Source organism: Streptomyces phaeofaciens (assembly GCF_014648915.1).
In the GTDB taxonomy this organism is placed as follows: domain Bacteria; phylum Actinomycetota; class Actinomycetes; order Streptomycetales; family Streptomycetaceae; genus Streptomyces; species Streptomyces phaeofaciens.
Genome location: NZ_BMSA01000021.1, coordinates 1 through 18088 on the forward strand (window position 1 = coordinate 1; position 18088 = coordinate 18088).

Annotated in this window: 20 protein-coding genes; 14 read left to right on the plus strand and 6 right to left on the minus strand. The window is 72.0% G+C overall.

The window, feature by feature from the left end:
• Positions 1-141: 141 nt before the first annotated feature.
• From IE275_RS29990 to IE275_RS30015, 6 genes are all read left to right on the plus strand, one after another.
• Positions 142-558, plus strand: a complete 417-nt coding sequence (locus IE275_RS29990) for a nuclear transport factor 2 family protein (protein WP_189714860.1) — start codon at positions 142-144, stop codon at positions 556-558.
• An 83-nt stretch (positions 559-641) separates the two neighbouring features.
• Positions 642-1025: a nuclear transport factor 2 family protein gene (locus tag IE275_RS29995; protein WP_189714862.1), complete on the plus strand. Its 384-nt coding sequence runs from the start codon at positions 642-644 to the stop codon at positions 1023-1025.
• 76 nt (positions 1026-1101) lie between these two features.
• Positions 1102-2163 carry an AvrD family protein gene (locus IE275_RS30000; RefSeq protein ID WP_189714864.1) on the plus strand — a complete coding sequence of 354 codons (1062 nt, stop codon included), beginning with the start codon at positions 1102-1104 and terminating at the stop codon, positions 2161-2163.
• Positions 2164-2196: 33 nt separating this feature from the next.
• Complete coding sequence (locus tag IE275_RS30005; RefSeq protein ID WP_189714866.1) at positions 2197-3222, plus strand: beta-ketoacyl-ACP synthase III; 1026 nt, start codon at positions 2197-2199, stop codon at positions 3220-3222.
• A gap of 72 nt (positions 3223-3294) precedes the next feature.
• Complete coding sequence (locus IE275_RS30010; protein WP_189714868.1) at positions 3295-3543, plus strand: acyl carrier protein; 249 nt, start codon at positions 3295-3297, stop codon at positions 3541-3543.
• A gap of 76 nt (positions 3544-3619) precedes the next feature.
• Positions 3620-4348 carry an HAD family hydrolase gene (locus IE275_RS30015; protein WP_189714871.1) on the plus strand — a complete coding sequence of 243 codons (729 nt, stop codon included), beginning with the start codon at positions 3620-3622 and terminating at the stop codon, positions 4346-4348.
• Between the two features lie 81 nt (positions 4349-4429).
• On the opposite strand, the gene IE275_RS30020 is transcribed toward IE275_RS30015, so the two are convergent.
• The 5 genes from IE275_RS30020 to IE275_RS30040 all read right to left on the minus strand — a co-directional run bounded on the left by IE275_RS30020 (position 4430) and on the right by IE275_RS30040 (position 8970).
• Positions 4430-5752: an IS701 family transposase gene (locus IE275_RS30020; RefSeq protein ID WP_189714873.1), complete on the minus strand. Its 1323-nt coding sequence runs from the start codon at positions 5750-5752 to the stop codon at positions 4430-4432.
• A gap of 168 nt (positions 5753-5920) precedes the next feature.
• Positions 5921-6505 (minus strand): TetR family transcriptional regulator, encoded by a 585-nt coding sequence (locus tag IE275_RS30025; protein WP_189714875.1) that lies wholly within the window; start codon positions 6503-6505, stop codon positions 5921-5923.
• Between the two features lie 164 nt (positions 6506-6669).
• Entirely contained in the window at positions 6670-7428 is a 759-nt protein-coding gene (locus IE275_RS30030) for an SDR family NAD(P)-dependent oxidoreductase (RefSeq protein ID WP_268255304.1), read from the minus strand.
• A gap of 2 nt (positions 7429-7430) precedes the next feature.
• Positions 7431-8126 (minus strand): HAD family phosphatase, encoded by a 696-nt coding sequence (locus IE275_RS30035; RefSeq protein WP_189714879.1) that lies wholly within the window; start codon positions 8124-8126, stop codon positions 7431-7433.
• Between the two features lie 181 nt (positions 8127-8307).
• Positions 8308-8970, minus strand: a complete 663-nt coding sequence (locus tag IE275_RS30040) for a ScbR family autoregulator-binding transcription factor (RefSeq protein ID WP_189714881.1) — start codon at positions 8968-8970, stop codon at positions 8308-8310.
• A gap of 251 nt (positions 8971-9221) precedes the next feature.
• Here IE275_RS30040 and IE275_RS30045 point away from each other — a divergent pair, with 251 nt between their 5' ends.
• The 5 genes from IE275_RS30045 to IE275_RS30065 all read left to right on the plus strand — a co-directional run bounded on the left by IE275_RS30045 (position 9222) and on the right by IE275_RS30065 (position 13777).
• Complete coding sequence (locus tag IE275_RS30045) at positions 9222-10157, plus strand: ScbA/BarX family gamma-butyrolactone biosynthesis protein (RefSeq protein WP_189714883.1); 936 nt, start codon at positions 9222-9224, stop codon at positions 10155-10157.
• Between the two features lie 416 nt (positions 10158-10573).
• Entirely contained in the window at positions 10574-11992 is a 1419-nt protein-coding gene (locus IE275_RS30050) for a DUF2252 domain-containing protein (RefSeq protein ID WP_229870712.1), read from the plus strand.
• Between the two features lie 16 nt (positions 11993-12008).
• Positions 12009-12479 carry a hypothetical protein gene (locus IE275_RS30055; protein WP_189714885.1) on the plus strand — a complete coding sequence of 157 codons (471 nt, stop codon included), beginning with the start codon at positions 12009-12011 and terminating at the stop codon, positions 12477-12479.
• 95 nt (positions 12480-12574) lie between these two features.
• Positions 12575-13372 carry a J domain-containing protein gene (locus IE275_RS30060; RefSeq protein ID WP_189714887.1) on the plus strand — a complete coding sequence of 266 codons (798 nt, stop codon included), beginning with the start codon at positions 12575-12577 and terminating at the stop codon, positions 13370-13372.
• A 75-nt stretch (positions 13373-13447) separates the two neighbouring features.
• Positions 13448-13777 (plus strand): rhodanese-like domain-containing protein, encoded by a 330-nt coding sequence (locus IE275_RS30065; RefSeq protein ID WP_189715231.1) that lies wholly within the window; start codon positions 13448-13450, stop codon positions 13775-13777.
• A gap of 28 nt (positions 13778-13805) precedes the next feature.
• Here IE275_RS30065 and IE275_RS30070 read toward each other — a convergent pair whose 3' ends face one another.
• Positions 13806-14942: an acyl-CoA dehydrogenase family protein gene (locus IE275_RS30070; RefSeq protein WP_189714889.1), complete on the minus strand. Its 1137-nt coding sequence runs from the start codon at positions 14940-14942 to the stop codon at positions 13806-13808.
• A 378-nt stretch (positions 14943-15320) separates the two neighbouring features.
• On the opposite strand from IE275_RS30070, the gene IE275_RS30075 reads away from it, so the two are divergent.
• The 3 genes from IE275_RS30075 to IE275_RS30085 are packed head-to-tail and all read left to right on the plus strand — an operon-like array spanning position 15321 to position 18087.
• A complete protein-coding gene (locus tag IE275_RS30075) occupies positions 15321-16133 on the plus strand; it encodes a DUF5819 family protein (protein WP_189714891.1) in 813 nt (270 codons plus the stop codon).
• Entirely contained in the window at positions 16130-17341 is a 1212-nt protein-coding gene (locus IE275_RS30080; RefSeq protein ID WP_189714893.1) for an HTTM domain-containing protein, read from the plus strand. Before IE275_RS30075 ends, IE275_RS30080 begins: the two co-directional genes overlap by 4 nt.
• Positions 17338-18087: a TrmH family RNA methyltransferase gene (locus IE275_RS30085; protein ID WP_189714895.1), complete on the plus strand. Its 750-nt coding sequence runs from the start codon at positions 17338-17340 to the stop codon at positions 18085-18087. Before IE275_RS30080 ends, IE275_RS30085 begins: the two co-directional genes overlap by 4 nt.
• Position 18088: the final 1 nt, after the last annotated feature.

An 18088-nucleotide genomic window follows, 5' to 3' on the forward strand; every position in this document is an offset into this window, starting at 1 on the left:
TCGTCCTGGCAGGCCGCACCGCCCTCGGCCTCACCGCCTGACCCCCCACACACCACTTCCCCCACACACCACTTCCCCCCCCCCCCACGCCACCCCCACTTGCCCCCTCGCCCCCATCGAAGCAAGAGAGTTGGAACCGTCTTGACCACAGCCGCCGCCGCCCGCACCACCGACGAGACCGTCGACGCCTTCTTCGCCGCGTTCGGCGCGGGAGACTCCGAGGCCCTGCTCGGCCAGTTCGCCGACACCGTCGACTTTCATGTCGTCGGCGCCCCGAACGTGCCCTGGACCGGCTCCCGTTCCACCAAGGACGAGATCGCCGAGTTCTTCGGGCTCTTCCCGCAACTCCTCAGCGGCCCCGAGTCGTTCGAGGTCACCACGCGGGTCACGCAGGGCGAGGACGCCGTCGTCATCGCGAACTGCGTCTTCGAGGTGATCGCCACGAAGAAGAAGTTCCACAACCGGTACGCGCTGCACTTCACCGTCGTCGACGGCCACATCGCCCGCTACCACATGTACGAGGACAGCTACGCGATCCACGAGGCGTTCACCGCCTGATCCGGCGCCTCCCCGTACCCGTCACCCCCGTAGTACCCGTCACCCCCGTAAGCGAGAGAGAGAAGCACATGTCATTCCCGGCCATGCCCAAGGCTGTCCACCAGTTCTACGCCGGTTCGCTGGCCGCCGACGCCGAGCTGTGGGGCGCGGGCTTCGCCGAGGACGCCCTGTTCTACGACCCGGTCGGCAGCGAGCCGATCCGTGGCCGTGAGGCGATCCTCGCCAAGCTGCGCAAGGTGATCCCGCTGTTCGACCCGTTCATCGGCATCACCCCGATCGAGGCGTACACCACCGGCGGCGAGACCGCCGTGTCCTGGCGCGGTGCCGTGGTGACCACCGACGGCAACCCCGTCAACTGGTCCGGCATCTCGGTCTTCCGCCTCGACGAGGACGGTCTGATCGCCGAGGCCCGTCTGTACTTCCACCACGGCGTCTTCTCCGTGCAGGCGCAGCTCGCCGGCCACTGAGCCAGCCCGCCGCCCGCGCCGGCTTGTCCGGGCCGGCGCGGGCGGCGGTCATCGAATCCGAAGGGGGAGGATTTTCATGCAGGCCGACGGCCTCATACAAGGACTTCGACTCGACAGCGTCGACGACGTCCTCGGGGAGCGCCACACGCGCTTCTTCGGGGAGGGCTTCAAGCGGGTGAGCTACTCGCTGGCCGACATCACGGTCGTACCCGATGCGACGGGTACCGGCGATGCGACAGGTACCACCGGTTCGACGGGGGCCGCGGGCTCACCGGGTGCCGAGGGCTCGACGGGGCAGGTGCATGCCACCGTGGGGATCCACCTGCCCGACACCTGGTCGCGCAAGGGCGAGACCCTTCAGCGGCCGCACCTGTCGACCCTCGACGGGATGATCGTCGCCGCACGGCTCACCGGGGTGTACGTCGCGCACGCACGACGCCTCCCGGCCGACGCGCGGTTCCGTGTCCGCGGACTGCGCATCAAGGCCGGCAACGCTCCCGACGAAGAGGGTCTCGAACGGTTCCGGGTGTCCGCCCGGCTCCGCTCGACCGTCGTCTCTCCTGACGCCCCCGGTCAGTCCATCACCACCATGGACTGCACGGTCGGCGCGATGAGTGTACAGGTCGAGGCCGAGCACCCCACGGGTGAAGAGCACTTCGCGGAGGGCTCCTACGCCGACTCCGCGGAACTCGACGGGCCCTGGAACACCGCCCCGTTCGGGGTCTCCCACCATGAGCGCGCCCAGTATCTGGAGGACGTGCGCGCGGACGCCTCCGAGGGCACGGCCGACGCCCGGCTCACCCTCGTCGACGGCCAGGACGTGGCGAAGGGCCAGGGACCCACGGCAGTCGATCTGTTCGTCTGCGCGCTCCAGCTCGGGCAGGTGCTGCTCTACGAGTTGGACGACCTGACCCGCGCCGAGTCCAACACGCTGTGGATGCGCCGGACCACGATCGAGGCCGTCCCCGCTTCCGACGGGCCCCGTTCCGACGGGCCCCGTTCCGACGACCGCTTCCGGGTCGCGCTCGGACGGAGCACCGCTCTGCCCACCGCCGAGGGCACCTGGCGCACCGCGGTGATCACCGCGTCCCTCGGGGACCTGCGGATGAGCTGCAACGTCGCCCATCTGCTGCCCTGAGCACCGCCGCCGACCCTTCAGGAAGCGATCACCGTGGACAACACAGCCGTCGCGCTGGTCGGCCTGGGCAGCTATCTGCCGCCGCAGCGCATCACCAACGAAACCCTCTGCGCCCGCCTCGACACCACCGACGAGTGGATCACCAGCCGCACCGGCATCCGGAGCAGGTACTGGGCCGGTCCCGGTGTCTCCACCGGTGACCTGGCGGTCGAGGCCGGGCACCGCGCCCTCAAGTCGGCCGGGCTGGAGGCCGGGGCCGGCGCGGTCGACCTGGTCGTCCTGGCCACCACCACACCCGACAACCCCTGCCCCGCGACCGCCCCCGACGTGGCCTCCCGGCTGGACCTCGGGCACGTCCCGGCCTACGACATCGCCGCCGTGTGCTCCGGATTCCTCTACGCGCTCGCGGCCGCCTCGTCGCACATCCACGCGGGCCTCGCGCGAAGAGCCCTGGTCATCGGCGCCGAGACCTACTCCACCATCCTCAACCCCACCGACCGCACCACCAACGTCATCTTCGGCGACGGCGCCGGAGCGGTCGTGCTCTCCGCGGTGCCGGGCGAGGAGACGGACGGGAACGGACTGCTGCTCGACATGGACCTCGGGTCCGACGGCAGCGGCCGGAACCTGATCACGATCCCGGCCGGCGGCTCACGCCAGCGTGCCACCACGCCGGCGCCCGCCGCCGACGAGCACTACTTCACGATGCAGGGCAAGCAGGTCTTCACCCAGGCCGTCAACCGGATGACCGAGTCCTCGCAGACCGTGCTCGACCGGCTGGGCTGGAGTGCCGACCAGGTCGACTGGCTGGTGGGCCACCAGGCCAACGTACGGATCCTCAACGCGGTGGCCCGCGGGCTCGGCATCCCCGAGGAGCGCGCGGTCATCAACCTCGACAAGGTCGGCAACACCTCCGCGGCATCCATTCCGCTGGCGCTCGCCGACGCGGCCGCCGACGGCTCGCTCACGCCGGGCGCCCGGGTCCTGCTGACCGCCTTCGGCGGCGGCCTCACCTGGGGATCGGTCGCGCTCACCTGGCCGGACATCATCCCCGCCTGATCCGCGGCCCGCTCCGCCCCGTCCCACCCCGCCCCCACCACGAACTCCCGTGCCCCAGAAAGGCGATCCCACATGACCACGTCCACGCTGCCCCTGGCCGACGTCCTGCTCGACATTCTGCGCACCGACTACGAGGTTCCGGAGGCCACCGACGTCGACACCAACTTCGAGAGCCTGGAGTTCGACTCCCTGGTCCTCGTCGAGTTCGCCGTGGCCCTCTCGCGCCGCTTCGACGTCGACATCGAGGACCACGAGCTCCAGGAGGCCGGCACGATCGCCGGCACCGTGGAACTCCTCAAGTCCAAGGGCATCCAGGGCTGACCGGCCCGCCGCCCCGGTCCGGCGCCGTCGTCCACGGCGCCGGACCGGGGCGGCACCTTCCTCCCGAGGAGAGACCATGAGCCCCCGCCGCCTCGCCTTCTTCGACGTCGACGGAACCCTCACCACGGCCACCACGATCTTCCGCTTCCTGCGCTACTACCTCGCCGCGCAGGGTCACGGCCCCCATGTGTACGAGCAGCGGCGCCAGGAACTGAAGGCCATGACCGCCGTGGGCGTGCCCCGCGAGGCGACGAACCGGGCCTACTTCGCCAACTTCCGCGACGCCGACGCGGCGACCGTGACCCGGCTGGCCCGCACCTGGTTCGAGGCGGAGCTGGTCCGGGGCGGTCTGCTCAACGGCAGCGCGGTCGACGCCCTGCGCGGCCATGTCTCGCGCGGCGAGACCGTCGTCCTCGTCTCGGGCTCCTTCCCCGCCGTGCTCTGGCCGCTCGCCGAGCATCTGGGGGTGACGGACATCTGGGCCACGCTGCCCGAGATCACCGACGGGCGATACACCGGGCACCTGCTGAGGGAGCCGATGATCGGCGCGGTCAAGGCCGACGCGGCCCGGCTGGCCGCCTCGGTCCACGGGGCGAGCCTCACCGACTGCTTCGCCTACGGCGACCATCTGTCCGATCTGCCGATCCTGGAGGCGGTGGGTACGCCCGTCGTGGTGGCGGGCGACGCACGGCTGGACGAGCACGCGCGGCTGCGCCGGTGGACGGTCCTGCCGGGGGCTCCCGCCGCGCCGGAGCTGGCGCTGGGCGAGTGCGTGGAGTCGTCCCGGGAGCCTTCCCCGAGCTAGCGGGGCTCGCCGTGCGGTGCGGGGCCGTCGGGTTTGTGCCGCCCCGGCGGCGGGTGGGTTCAGGGGGCCGTGGCAGGTGGGTCAGGCGGCCGTGTTGCCCAGGAGACGCATGGTGTGGGCCGCCGACGCCAGGGTCATGTGCCGGTGCCAGCCGCAGAAGGACCGTCCGACGAAGTCCCGCGTCCCCGTCCGGCCGGCTCCGAGGCTCTGGTCGAGGGCGACCCGGCGGGTCAGCTTCGTCAGCCGCATCAGCTCCGCCGGGGCCGCCTGGGCCAGGTCGGACACCCAGATCTGCGCCGGGGTCTCCTGGCCGGGGTGCCATTCGCCGAGGAGCAACAGCGGCCGGTGGGCGCCCAGCCGGTCGTCGGGCAGCCGGACCCGTACGGCGGCCACCCATGAGGTGTGCGTCAGGCCGGGGTTTCCCGGGTCCGTCCACTCGACCTCGCGCCGGGCGGAGCGGACGGCTTCGAGGATGCCGGCGGCGGACGCGGGATGCCCGGGTTCGAGGATGTTCGGGGCCGACGAGGGGTGCCCGGGTTCGAGGATGCCGGCGGCGGACGCCTGATGCCCGGGTTCGAGGATGTTCGGGGCCGGCGCGGGATGCCCGTGGACGCGGAGCGGTGCGGGGTCGTCCACGACGAAGCGGTCGGCCGCCGAGGTCCGGGCCAGCACGGGCAGTCCCGCGGTGACGAAACGGCGGGCGGACTGCCAGTTGGTGTCGCCGCGCAGATCCATGAGCACCGGCCGGGGCGGAAGCTGCCAGTCGCGGGCCGCCTCCAGGACGGCGGCGGGGCCGCACTGGTCGATGGGCGCGTAGCTGAGAGCGGGCGGGATCTCGGCGCGGCCGCGCAACTCGTCGTCGTCCATCCAATGGCGTGGCATGAACAGTTTCCAGTTGACCGGTGCGCTGAAGCCGGGGGAGGCGTACCACGCGGCGAAGGCCCGCTGGCCGCCGACGACCCGGCCCGCCCGCGCATCGAAGAAACGATCCACCCCGACCGTGTGCTCGCCGACCTTGGGAATGGTCACGGCGTGCAGTACCCAGGCCTGCGCCGGGCGCAGCCGGTCGAGGAACCCGGCGTGCGCGGCCCGCATGGGCGCCCAGTCCCAGGTCGAGCCGCTGATGAAGTGGTGCAGCCGCTGTTCCTCGTCCGGCAGGCCGAGGGAGAGGGCGATGTTGCGGACGGACTTGCGGCCGTCGGCCAGGAGCAGGCCACGCAGATAGTGCTCGCCGCGCACCCGCTGGTCCCGTCTGCTGAGCGAGGAGAAGAGCGTCTCCAGCAGTTCCTCGCGGTGCCGTCGCACCTCGTCGCGACGCTGCTGCGCGGGTGGGACGCGTCTCGGGTCACGGTGGACGGCGCTGTGCCGTACGCGTGCGGGCGTCGGGTGGACCACGGTGTGCATGACAGTTCCCCCTTTGATACCTGCCCCCGTCGGGAGCGGCCATCGTTGAAAAATATAGAGCACTCGTTTTGTTTTGGCATCCGGGATGAGGGAGGGACACGTCGACGGGTCGCCTTCGGGGTGGTACGGGGGATTTGTGCAGAGGGGCGGTGCGGTCGCCGACAGGCCCTAGGTGCGGCGGTTCGCGATGCCGCGCTGGATCAGGGACCACAGGCGGGTGACTTCGAGGCCCGGGTCGGGGCAGTGCTCCGGCCGGCGGGTGCGCGGGTATGCCTCGGCGGCCGTCATCAGACGGTCCGCCAGGGCCGTAACCAGCCCGGGTTCGACCTCGGGAGCGAGCTCGCCGCGGGTGTCGGCCTGCTCGACGAGTTCGGTGAGCCGCGGGGTCCACGCGTCGTGCCAGTGCGCGGCGATGTCCGGCCGTTCCCGGGCCAGCAGGGCGCTCGCCCGGACGACGACGTCCTCCCGCAGCAGCACGGTGAGGGCGCGCAGCAGCGTTCCCACCGCGTGCAGGGGGGAGTCGTACTCCTGGGAGGCCGCCTCGGCGGTGGCGCGCGCGGTCGCCGAGCCGGCCTCGACGACGGCCTCGGCCAGCCCGGTCTTGTCGCGGAAGTGGAAGACCAGGGCCCCGACGGAGACATCGCTCGACCGGCAGATGTCGGCGAGGCTGGCTCCCCGGTAGCCCTGGGCGTCCATACGCTCGGCGGCCCCACGGATGATGGCCTCGCGGGTACGCGCCGCCCTGACCTGCACCGTCGCACTCCTTCCCTGGGTCCGTCTGGAAGGTATACGAGCAACGCCCTGGATTCAAAGCGATCGTTCTTTATTTTTTCGCCCGGAGGGGGTTGACCCCGCTGACCCCGTAAGGGGCGCGCGGAATGCGTGGGGCAAACCGGGCGCCCCCCTCGCGGCGGCGGTCAGTGCGTGGCGGTCGCCCCGCCGTCCACCGGTACGGCCGCTCCGGTGATGAACGACGCCCGGTCGCTGCACAGCCAGGCGGCGGCCCGGGCCACCTCCACCGGGTCCGCCATCCGCCGCTGGATGGAGGCCGCGGCGAAGGTCTCCTCCAACTCCGGTGCCTGCTGGAGGACCTGGGCCATCATCTCGGTGCGGGTGGCGCCCACGACCAGGGCGTTGACGCGGATGCCCCGGTCGCCGTAGTCCGCGGCGGCCGCCTTGGTCAGGCCGATGACGGCGTGCTTGGCGGCCACGTACGCCGCCGAGGCCCCGGTGGCCGCGGTGCCCGCGACGCTGGAGGTGTTGACCACGGCTCCGCCGCGACCGGAGGCGAGCATGACGGGTATCTGGTGGCGCAGACAGTTCCAGACGCCGCGCACATTGACGTCCAGGGTCCGCTCGTACGTCTCGTCGTCGATCTCGTGGAGCGGCCGGCCCGCGGTGGCGTAACCGGCGTTGTTGAAGGCGGCGTCGAGGTGGCCGAAGGTCTCGACGGCGTGCTCGACCGCGCGGGCCACGTCCTTGGACTCGGCCACGTCGCCGGGTACGGCGAGGGCGCGGCCGCCCGCGGCCCGGATCTCCTCGGCGAGCGCCTCGAGGGGCTCCGCGCGCCGGGCCATGAGGACGACCGCGGCTCCCTCGGCGGCGAAGTGCCGGGCCGCGGCGGCCCCGATGCCGCTGGAGGCGCCGGTGATCATCGCGACTCTGCCGTGCAGCACGGTCACTCCTCCCACGTCGTGCCGGCGGCGGTGCGGGCGTCGATCCGCCGCAGCAGGTCCTCGTCGATCCGGTCGAGGCGGTCCACGAGGTGGCGTACCCCGGCCTCCCGCATCAGCCGGCGCTGGAAGCCGTGCGCGAAGGAGCTGGGCAGGCCGACGAACGGGGTGTTCAGGGCGCGCGCGGCCTCGGCGACGCGGGCCACGTCGTCGACGAAGAGGGCCTCGTCGTGCTTCAGGCCGAAGACGTCCGTGGTGATCTCGTGGATGCCGGGCCGGATGTCGTTGGTGCACACGTAGCCCGGGCCGTCGAAGAGGTCGGCGTGCTCCCCGAGGAAGCGGTCGAAGTGGTCCTTCGACAGTCCGCCGTAGCAGACGGTGCGCAGGCCCAGCCGGCGCAGGAGCCGCAGCAGTTCCACCGCGCCCTCGTTCACCACGACCGGGTGGCTCGCCACGTACCGGTCGCGGTCCTCGAAGTAGGCGGCCAGGGCCTGTTCGCCGGTCAGGCCCCCGCCGATCGCCTCCGCCATGCGCTGCCCGGCGATGTGCTGGGGCTGCGAGAAGATGGCGCGTTCCGTGTCGGCGGTGTACTCCCCGCCCCTGCTGACGACGAAGTGGTGGATGACCGGGCTGAACGTGTCGTTCAGCAGCACGCCGTCGATATTGAGTGCGGCCAGCCGCAGCTTGGTGAATTCCCCCATGTTCCCTCCCGAGAGCGTTGCTTGACGTACGGGCCTCCCGAACGACCGTGCGCACTCGTCGGTGCGCTCGGCGTTGCCCGTGCGTCGTTGCCCTGGGCAGGCGTCGGCGGCAGTCGTCGACTCCGCCGATGCCGCTGGTCACCAGGCCGCCGGAGTGCGCGGCCGGCGCGCGGGGGGCCGGTCAAGCAGTCGAACTTGCTTCCGGAAGAGTGCCATAGACGGCCGCTCGGCCGCGTTCGGGATCGATCACCACGCGGATCGCGAGGGCGGGCACGGCGATGCCCGGGAGCAGCAGCTTCCACATGCGCACGGCGCGTTGGGGGAGGTCCGCGCGGCCGCTGGCGGCGGAGGCGAAGAGCTGCATGCCGGTACAGGTCTCGACGACGAGTTCGGCCAGCTCCCGCGGATCCACCCCGGCCTGGAGTTCGCCCCGTTCCTCGGCCGTGACCAGGCACTCCTGCATGATCGTCGCCCACTCCTCATAGGGCCGGGCGGCGTCCTCCATGCCGAACGCGCTCTGTTCCGTGGTCAGGCGTACGCCGGCCCGCAACAGGGTGCTGGTCTGGAGCTGGTGCGACCAGATCATGGTGATGTCGACCAGCCGCTGGAGCCCTTCCGAGGTCAGCAGCGGGACGATCGTGTCGGACTGGGCCTGCATGACCGCGCGGGCCAGGCTCTCCTTGGAGCCGAAGTGGAAGTAGAGGGCGCCGGCGGTGGTGCCGGAGCGCTCCAGGATGCGGTTGATGCTCGCCCCGGCATAGCCCAGTTCGTCGAAGACGGCCGCCGCGGCATGCAGGATCGCCTCGCGGGTCTCCATGGCCCGTTGCTGCTTCAGCTGTCTCATTACCCCTCCAAAAACAGAACGATCGCTATATTCTCCGCGTATGGGCGTTGTGTCCAGAGGTTTCCCAGATGTCCTTGAGAAATGCGCGATCCTGCGCGTGTTCGGTGGAACGTCCATGGCCGCCGCCTTGGCAGTGTATTGGCTATGTCTTTGCCGGGCCATGGTCATGCAGAACCGAGCGCTCTTTATGTTTAGTGGGTCCCCGGCCTCCGTGTGCGGTCGGGGTTGGTCACTCAGGGGGGAAGGTTCGCGTGTCCAGTACTGCTCAGCTCACGCCGGACGTCACGGCCGGGATTCCGGTCACAGGCGAATACGTGCACAAGGTGGATGTGTCGGAGGTCCTCCTCACGGAGGCGCGGGCCACGGGGGCCGACACCTACCGGATCAGCGCCGACTGGCCGCGGAGCCACGGTTTCTACACCTCCCGTCATGGCCTGCACGACCCTCTCCTGCTCGCTGAAACGGTCCGCCAGACGGTGCCCCTGCTCAGCCACGCCGGCTATGGCGCGCCCTTCGGCCACCGCCAGTCATGGAGCAGTCTGAACTATGCGCTCACGCCCGCCGCACTGGCCGTCGGCGAGGGTGACACCGAGGTCGAGCTGCGCATCGCCTGCCAGGATGTCGTGCGCCGGTCCGGTCGGCTGGCCTCGATGAACCTCCAGATCGAGGTGTTGCGGGACGGTATCCGCGTCGGCACCGCCCGCACCCGCTTCGCCAACCACGCCCCGGCCCTCTACGAGCGTCTGCGCGGCCCCTACGCCGACCTGGCCCGGGCCACCTCCCGGGCGCTCCCGCCGGCCCCGCCGGTGGAGCCCGCGCGCGTGGGGCGCGCACACCCGGCCGATGTCGTCCTCGCCGCCTCCGACGTGCCCGGACGCAGCCGGCTGCGGGTCGACCTGAGCCACCCGGTGCTCTTCGATCACCCGGTGGACCATGCGCCGGGCATGCTCCTGCTGGAGGCGGCCCGCCAGGCCGCGCAGGCCGTGGCCCACCCGCGGCCCGTCGTGGCCGTCGGCATGGACACCCTCTTCGCCCGCTACTGCGAACTCGACGTGCCCTGCTGGATCCACGCGGGCCTGCTGGACTCGCCCGACCGGAGCACGACCCGGGCGGTGGTGTCGCTGGTGCAGAACGATCTGTGTGTGTTCTCCAGCGTCATCACCTTGATGGAGATACCGGGGGCTTAGAGGGCGGCTGCGGCGGTGGGGGCGGGGCCTTCGGGACCTGGGGGCTAGGGTCGCGGGGATTTGGGTCCTGGGGACTTGGGGTCTCGGGTCTCTGGCTCTTCGGGTCTCTGGCTCTTCGGGTCTCTGGCTCTTCGGGTCTCCGGGTCTTCGGGTCTCCGGGTCTTCGGGTCTTCGGCTCTCCAGGCCTCCGGCTCTCCGGTTTTCGGGTTTCCGTGGTGAACATGGGCCTCGTGCAGGGGAGTTGTTTCACGTGAAACGGCCTCCGGCCTGGGCGCGGCACGCCGTGGCATCCGCCGAGTGGGGGGCGCAGTTGTCCACAGACCGGGAGTTGTCCACAGGGACTGACATCTTTCGGCCGACGGACGGTACGGTCGGCACGAATTGATCGACGTTCGTGTGCGGGGGAGGCGGTCGCTGTGACTGGGTCCGGCGTGGCAGAGACGAGTGGGGCACGCAGGCTCCCCAAGGTGAGCGGCTTCGCGGAGTGGCCTCTGGCGGGGTTGCCCAAGGAAGAGGGCAAGGCCCTGCGCGACGGGGTGCCGCGGTCGTCGCACGCCGCACTCGACCTGGACCCCTCGCGCCCCGACGCGGTGGCGGCCGTCGAGGAGTCCAGCCAGGGCCGGCTCCCCGAGCTGACGCCGATAAGGGTGGGCCGGATGGCGGCCACGCCGTTCGCGTTCCTGCGCGGCTCGGCGGGTCTGATGGCGTACGACCTGGCCCGCACGCCCATGACGCGGGTCCGCGCCCAGATCTGCGGTGACGCCCACGCGGCCAACTTCGGTCTGTACGGCGACGCGCGCGGCGGCCTGGTCATCGATCTGAACGACTTCGACGAGACCGTCGAAGGGCCCTGGGAGTGGGACCTCAAGCGGCTCGCCGCGTCCCTGGTGCTCGCGGGCCGGGTGGCCGGCGCCGACGAGGACACCTGCCGCAAGGCGGCCCTCGGCGCGGCCGGTTCCTACCGGCGGACGATGCGGCTGCTGGCCAAGCTCCCGGTCCTCGACGCGTGGAACGCGATCGCCGACGAGGAACTGGTCTCGCACACCGACGCCCACGATCTGGTGGGCACTTTGCAGCGGGTCTCCGAGAAGGCGCGGGCCAACACGAGCGGGCGGTTCGCGGCGAAGTCGACCGAGCCGACCGAGAACGGCGGGCGGCGTTTCGTCGACGCCCCGCCGGTGCTGCGTCAGGTGCCGGACGAGGAGGCGGCGGCGGTGGCCGCGTCCCTGGAGGAGTACCTGGCCACGCTCTCCGAGGACCGGCACCCCCTGCTGGCCCGCCACGCGGTGCAGGACGTCGCCTTCCGGATCGTCGGCACGGGCAGCGTGGGCACGCGTTCGTACGTCGTGCTGCTGCTGGACCACCGGGGCGAGCCGCTGGTGCTCCAGGTGAAGGAGGCGCGCGCGTCGGCCCTGGTCCCGCATCTGGCGACGGCGGGCTTCGAGGCGCCGGAGGCCGGCCACGAGGGACGCCGGGTGGTGCTGGGGCAGAAGCGGATGCAGGTGGTCAGCGACGTCCTGCTGGGCTGGACGACGGTCGCCGGACTCCCCTTCCAGGTGCGGCAGTTCCGCAACCGCAAGGGCAGCGTCGACCCGGCCGCGCTCGCCCCCGACCAGGTCGACGACTACGGCCGGATGACCGGCGCGCTGCTGGCCCGCGCGCACTCCCACAGCGCCGACCCGCGTCTGATCGCCGGCTACTGCGGCAAGAACGACGAACTCGACGAGGCGATCGCCACGTTCGCCGTCGCCTACGCCGACCTCACGGAGGCGGACCACGCGGACCTGGTGAAGGCGGTACGGGCGGGCCGGATCGCGGCGGAGACGGGGGTGTGAGGACGGTGGACGCCCAGTGAGGTACGTCGATCTCGACGGGGTGGTGGGGGACCTGACCGGGGTTCTGGACCCACGGCCCTACCTGGAGCAGCTGCCCGCGCTCGTGGAGCGGCTGCCCCCGGGGGCCCGCGCCTTCGCCACCGACCCCGGCCACTACGCCTTCTCCGGCAAACGGTGCGTGAAGGACCTCAAGCCCGGCGAGGCCCGCCGCACCGGGGACGACGACATCGAGATCCGCTTCGGCCACAACTGCTGGAAGCACGACGAGGACCTGATCGTCCGCTATCGCGGCGTCGCCCGTTTCCAGGCCGATGTCCTCGATGTCTGCGCCCTCGACGATCTGGGCGACGTCGTCCTCGACGAGATCCTTCCGCACCCCCAGGGCTGCACCCACGAAATAGCCTGCCGCCCGGGCACCCTCGTCGTGGTCTGCCGGGACCTGGAGGCGGAGTGGGTACCGGCGGACTGCCCGCAGGCGCGGGGCTGAGCCGGGCCGGCGAGGATCGCCGGCCGGACCTCCGGCGAGGCTTCCCGTGGGCGAGAGCTTCCCTGGTCGGGCGAGCCGTGGCCTAGGCTGGTCGGGTGACGACCCCCGAAGCTGAGCAGCCACGGCCCGAGGAGCGGCTGGAACAGGCCGTTCGGGCCGCTGAGCAGGCGTTGATCGAGTTCGAGATCGCGGTGGAGACCTTCCGCGTCGAGGTCGAGAACTTCTCGCGGCTCCACCACCAGAAACTCGGTCCGATGTACGCCCGGCTCGACGAGCTGGACGCGCAGATAGCGGAGGCCAAGGCCGCCCGCACCGGCGACCCCGAGGACGTGCGCAAGGCCGAGGAGGCGCGCGGCCGGGTGCTGCCGATGCCCGGGGTCGAGGAGCTGTTCCACGGCTGGATGGACGAGAACGGCCTGTTCCCGGAGGCCGCGGCGATGCTCACGGACCAGTCGGTGCGCCCCCCGGAGCGGGTGCGGCCCAGCGAGGAGGCCCGCAAGCTCTACCGCGAGCTGGCCCGCAAGGCTCACCCCGACCTGGCGCAGGAGGACGACGAGCGGGCGCGCCGCGACGAGTTCATCGCCCGCGTCAACGCCGCCTACGCCCGTGGCGACGAGGCTCTGCTGCGGGAGCTGGCCGAGGAGTGGGCGGCCGGTCCGGCCCCCGCCGAACGGCGCCCGACCCCCAGCGAGGAGCTGTACGTCCGCCTCGAGTGGCTGGCCGAGCGCAAGGAACTGCTCACGATGATCGCCCGCGATCTGGAGGAGAGCGCCATCGGTTCCATGCTGCGGATGGCGCCGGACGACCCCGACACCCTGCTCGACGAGATCGCCGACAAGCTCCTGGCCGAGGTCTCCGGGAAGGAAGCGGAGCTGGCCCAGCTCGTCGGGTGATCACCCGATGCCCCATGCCCCGCCGCCCGCCGGACCCGGTCCGGTAGCGTCGGGGGTATGAGTTTCGGAGCTGGTGTGCCCACGGTCGAGGTCGGTGGCCTCAAGGACGACGACTTCCTGCTGGACGTCCGCGAGGACGACGAGTGGCGGGCGGGTCATGCCCAGGGGGCACTGCACATCCCCATCAGTGAGTTCGTCGCCCGCTACGGCGAGCTGACCGAGGCCGCCCCGCAGGACGGGCGGATCCATGTGATCTGCCGTTCCGGCGGGCGCTCGGCCCAGGTCACGATGTATCTGGTCCAGCAGGGCATCGACGCGGTGAACGTCGACGGCGGGATGCAGCTCTGGCAGGCCGTGGGCCGCCCGGTCGTGACGGACGACGGACAGCCCGGCGGCGTCCTCTAGTCCTGCGGTCCTGCCCGTACCCGTGGGGTCAGCCGAGGGGATGGGCGGCCAGCAGGTCGCCCAGCGCCTCCTCGTGCGCCGCCGCCGGCCCGAGCGACAGCTGCAGGTGCTTGGCCCAGGCGTGGTACCGGTGCAGCGGATAGTCGACGTCGGCGCCGAAGCCGCCGTGCAGATGCTGCGCGGTCTGCACGACCCGTCGTACGCCGTCGGAGGCCCAGATCTTGGCGACGGCGATGTCCCCGGAGACGGGCAGCGCGCCCGGCGCCCCGGAGGCGATCCGCCAGGCGGCCTGCCACAGGGTGACCTCCATGGCGCGCAGGTCGATGTAGCGGTCGGCGGCCTGGACGGCGACCGCCTGGAAGCTGGCGATCGGGTGCCCGAACTGCTCCCGCTTGCCGGCGTACTCGCTGGTCATGGCCAGCACCCGTTCACCGAGGCCCAGCGCCAGCGCGCAGGTTCCCGTGGTGAGCAGCGCCCGCAGGTGTTCCCAGGCGCCGTCGGCGGTGATCATGTCCTGGGCGGCGACCCGGGCCGACTCCAGCCGCAGCTCGCCCAGCCGCTCGCCGGTGGTGGAGATCTGTTCGGCCAGTGCGGTCCCCTCGTGTCCGCGTGCCACCACCGCGAGGACGCTCCGGTCGTCGCCGGTGCGTGCGGGCACGACGAGGAAGTCGGCCTCGTACGCCCACGGCACGGCCGTCTGCACCCCGTCCAGTACCCAGTCGTCGCCGTCGGGCCGGGCGGTCACGGCGAGTTCGGCCGCGTCGTGCCCGGTGCGGCCGTGGGCGGCGACGGTCAGCACGACCTCGCCCCGCCCGGCGCGGGCCAGCAGCGCGGACCGCAGCTGCGGCCCGCCGTGGGCCTGTACGGCGGCAGCGGCGGCGCCGCTCTCCAGCAGCGGTACCCGTGCCAGCACCTTGCCCGCCTCGCGCAGCACCAGGCAGAACGCGACGGCGTCCAGGCCGGCCCCGCCGTACTCCTCGTCGAGGAGCAGGCTCAGCAGGTCCGCGTCGGCGAGCCTGGCCCACAGCGTCCGGTCGAGGTCGTCGGCGACGGGGCGGCCCTGGGTGAGCGCGGGGCTGGGCACGCCGTCCGGCGCGACCCCGGCGAGCACTCCGCGCGCCGCCTCGGCCGCCGCCTGCTGCTCCTCGCTGAAGGTGAAGTCCACGGCCTGTCCTTCCGACGGGTCAGCTGATCTGACGGGTCGTCAAGATAGAACAGGTTCTAGGAGAAGGGAACGGCCGGGCGGCCACCCTCCCGCCGAAGCGCCGCCCCGCCCGGTCCGTCCGACCGCCCCGCCCGGCCCGTCCGGCCTTGCCCGACCTGTCCCGACCGATCGTTCGGTGTACGTGGTTCCCCCGACAGGCGGCCGTCGTAGGGTGGGCCCCCGCTGTGGACGAGCTGAGGGCGCCCCGTGTGGACAACCTCACGGCTCCGGGACCGACGGGCGGCACGGGAGAGGGCTGCGCCGAACGGGTGAGGGTGGGTACCGTTCGCGATTGCGCGACGCAGCGGGAAGACGACCGGAATCGGGGAACGGGGCGGAATGGACGCGTACGACTCAGGCTCGGACGCCACGCAGGGGGCGAAAGCGGCACAGGAGCCACAGGCGCCGCCCGCACCCGCCGTCCTGCCCGGCATGGCCGTCGACTCCCCCGCCACGCCCGTCGACTCCCCCGCACCCGGCGCCCCGCCCGGCTCCCCCGAGCCCCGTACCGGTGTGGCCGCGCTCTCGCCCCGCTATCAGATCGGCGCCGCCCTGGCCCTCGCCGTCGTCGCGGTCGCCGTCTGCGTCCACCTCGGGATGGTGTTCCTGCACGTCGCGCCGTCGAACACGGTCACCAAGACGCACGGCGAGGCGATCGACGACTGGATCTACCCGGAGTTCGAGCAGAACTGGAAGCTCTTCGCTCCCAACCCGCTCCAGCAGAACATCGCCGTCCAGGTCCGCGCCCAGATCCGCACCCCGGACGGAAGCTCGCGCACCACCGGCTGGTACGACCTGTCCGCGCAGGACGGCCGGGACATCGACGGCAACCCGGTGCCGAGCCACACCCAGCAGAACGAGCTGCGCCGCGCCTGGGACTTCTTCACCGCCAGCCATGACTCCGACAACCGCGCGGTCGGCCTGCGCGGCACGCTCTCCGAGACGTATCTGCGCCGGATCGTGGTGCTGCGACTGGAGCGCGGCGGCGCGACCGGCGCCGACGGTGTCGTCGAGCGGGTCCAGGTCCGCTCCAGCTCCACCAACGTGGACCCGCCGGACTGGAGCACCGAGAAGGTGTCGTCGCAGGCGGTGTACCGCGTGCTGTCGTGGTGGTCGGTGCTGCCCGGCGAGGCCGAGGGAGACGTGAAGTGAACCGGTTCACCCTGTCGGTGTCGGCCGCCATCGCCCGGGTCACCGAGTCGGCGCTCGGCCCCTACCAGAGCGCCATGATCCGCATCGGCTTCAGCGCGACCTGGCTGCTGTTCCTGCTGCGCGAGTTCATCCACCGCGGCGAGCTGTACGGCCCCGACAGCCCGTGGGGCTGGGAGCTGGCCCGGCAGCTGATCGACACCAACGGGGCGTTCACCCTCCTGCTGTGGTCGGACGGCCGGGGCTGGTTCGAGGCCGTGTACGGGCTCGCGCTGCTGTCGAGCGCGGCCCTGCTGGTGGGCTGGCGCACCCGCACCATGTCCGTGCTGTTCATGGTCGGCGTGCTGTCGCTGCAGAACCGCAGTGTCTTCATGGGCGACGGCGGCGACAACGTCGTGCACCTGATGGCGATCTACCTCGTGTTCACGCGCTGCGGCCGGGTGTGGTCGCTGGACGCCCGGCGGGAGCGCCGGGCGGCCGAGGCACGCGCGCGGGGGGAGCGGGTCACCGACGCGGTCGGGCCGGTCCTGTGGGGTGTCCTGGGGTTCGCGCTGGTCGTGCTGACCGCGACGGGCGGTTTCCACAGCGCCTGGACGGTGCCCGCGCTGCTGTGGGCGGTGTGGAGCTGCCTCGGCCTGTGGTGGGTCGTCGGGCGCCGCGCGCGCTCGGCGGAGCCGCGCATCCTGCTCGACGTGATCGGCAACATCCTGCACAACTCCGCCCTGGTCGTGATCATGGCGGAGGCCTGTCTCATCTACGCGACGGCCGGCTGGTACAAGGTCCAGGGCTCGCGCTGGCAGGACGGCACCGCGGTCTACTACCCGCTGCAACTGGACTACTTCTCGCCCTGGCCGCTCCTCGGCGACCTGCTGACGAGCAGCGGCACGATGGTGCTGCTGGTGACGTACGGGACCGTGATCGTGCAGGTCGCCTTCCCGTTCACGCTGTTCAACCGGCGGGTGAAGAACGTCCTGCTGGCGGTGATGATGCTGGAGCACGCGGCGATCGCCGTGATCCTCGGGCTGCCGTTCTTCTCCCTGGCGATGATCGCGACCGACGCGGTGTTCCTGCCGACGTCGTTCCTGCGGCGGCTGGGCCGATGGGCGGCACGCGCGCGTGCGCGGCTGTTCTCCCGTGAGGGCCGGGCCACCGTGCCGGAGCCGCGTGCCCCGGAGAACCCGCGGCCCAGCCACGTAGGCTTCGAGGCATGACCGACCCCCTTGGCCGGTGGCGGCGGCTGGCGCCCGACTCGGTGCTGCTCGACGGTTTCCACGCCCTCAAGCACGCCGTGCGCTTCGGCGCCGAGATCCCGGTGGCGGTCACCGCCGACCGGACGGCGGCGCTCGCCCTCGCCGACGAGCTGGCCCCCGATGTACGCCCCCGGCTGGACGCGCTGCTCACGGAGGTCCCGGAGGCGGTCTACGCGTCCCTGGTGCCCCGCCCGCACCCCACCGCGGTCGCCGCGCTGGCGGTGCGTCCCGCGCGCGCGGCGCACCTGGAGCGGCTGGCCCGCACCCCGCGCGGCGCGCCGGTCGTGGTCCTGGACCACCCGCGCAACCTCGGCAACGCGGGGGCGGTGATCCGGCTGGCCGCCGGTTTCGGGGCGACCGGGGTGGTCACCACCGGCACCCTCGACCCCTGGCATCCGACCGTCGTGCGCGGCGGGGCGGGGCTGCACTTCGCGACGGCCGTGGAGCGGCTGGCCGTCGACGAGCTGCCGCCGGGGCCGGTGTTCGCCCTCGACCCCGAGGGCGACGACATCCGGGGCGTGAAGCTCCCGGACGACGCCCTGCTGGCCTTCGGCTCGGAACGCAGCGGGCTCTCCGCGGACCTGCGCGCGCGGGCCGACCATCTGCTGTCGCTGCCGATGCGCCCCCAGGTCTCCAGCTACAACCTCGCGACCAGTGTGGCCATGACGCTGTACCACTGGAGCGCGACCGGGGGCGCACCCTCGTAGG

What these genes read in the sequence shown, in the direction of transcription:
- IE275_RS30015 (WP_189714871.1), top strand. Translation starts at nt 3,620, where the DNA reads ATGAGCCCCCGCCGCCTCGCCTTCTTCGACGTCGACGGAACCCTCACC.
- IE275_RS30085 (WP_189714895.1), top strand. Translation starts at nt 17,338, where the DNA reads ATGACCGACCCCCTTGGCCGGTGGCGGCGGCTGGCGCCCGACTCGGTG.
- IE275_RS30020 (WP_189714873.1), bottom strand. Translation starts at nt 5,752, where the DNA reads ATGCACACCGTGGTCCACCCGACGCCCGCACGCGTACGGCACAGCGCC.
- IE275_RS29995 (WP_189714862.1), top strand. Translation starts at nt 642, where the DNA reads ATGCCCAAGGCTGTCCACCAGTTCTACGCCGGTTCGCTGGCCGCCGAC.
- IE275_RS30010 (WP_189714868.1), top strand. Translation starts at nt 3,295, where the DNA reads ATGACCACGTCCACGCTGCCCCTGGCCGACGTCCTGCTCGACATTCTG.
- IE275_RS30035 (WP_189714879.1), bottom strand. Translation starts at nt 8,126, where the DNA reads ATGGGGGAATTCACCAAGCTGCGGCTGGCCGCACTCAATATCGACGGC.
- IE275_RS30075 (WP_189714891.1), top strand. Translation starts at nt 15,321, where the DNA reads ATGGACGCGTACGACTCAGGCTCGGACGCCACGCAGGGGGCGAAAGCG.
- IE275_RS30000 (WP_189714864.1), top strand. Translation starts at nt 1,102, where the DNA reads ATGCAGGCCGACGGCCTCATACAAGGACTTCGACTCGACAGCGTCGAC.
- IE275_RS30040 (WP_189714881.1), bottom strand. Translation starts at nt 8,970, where the DNA reads ATGAGACAGCTGAAGCAGCAACGGGCCATGGAGACCCGCGAGGCGATC.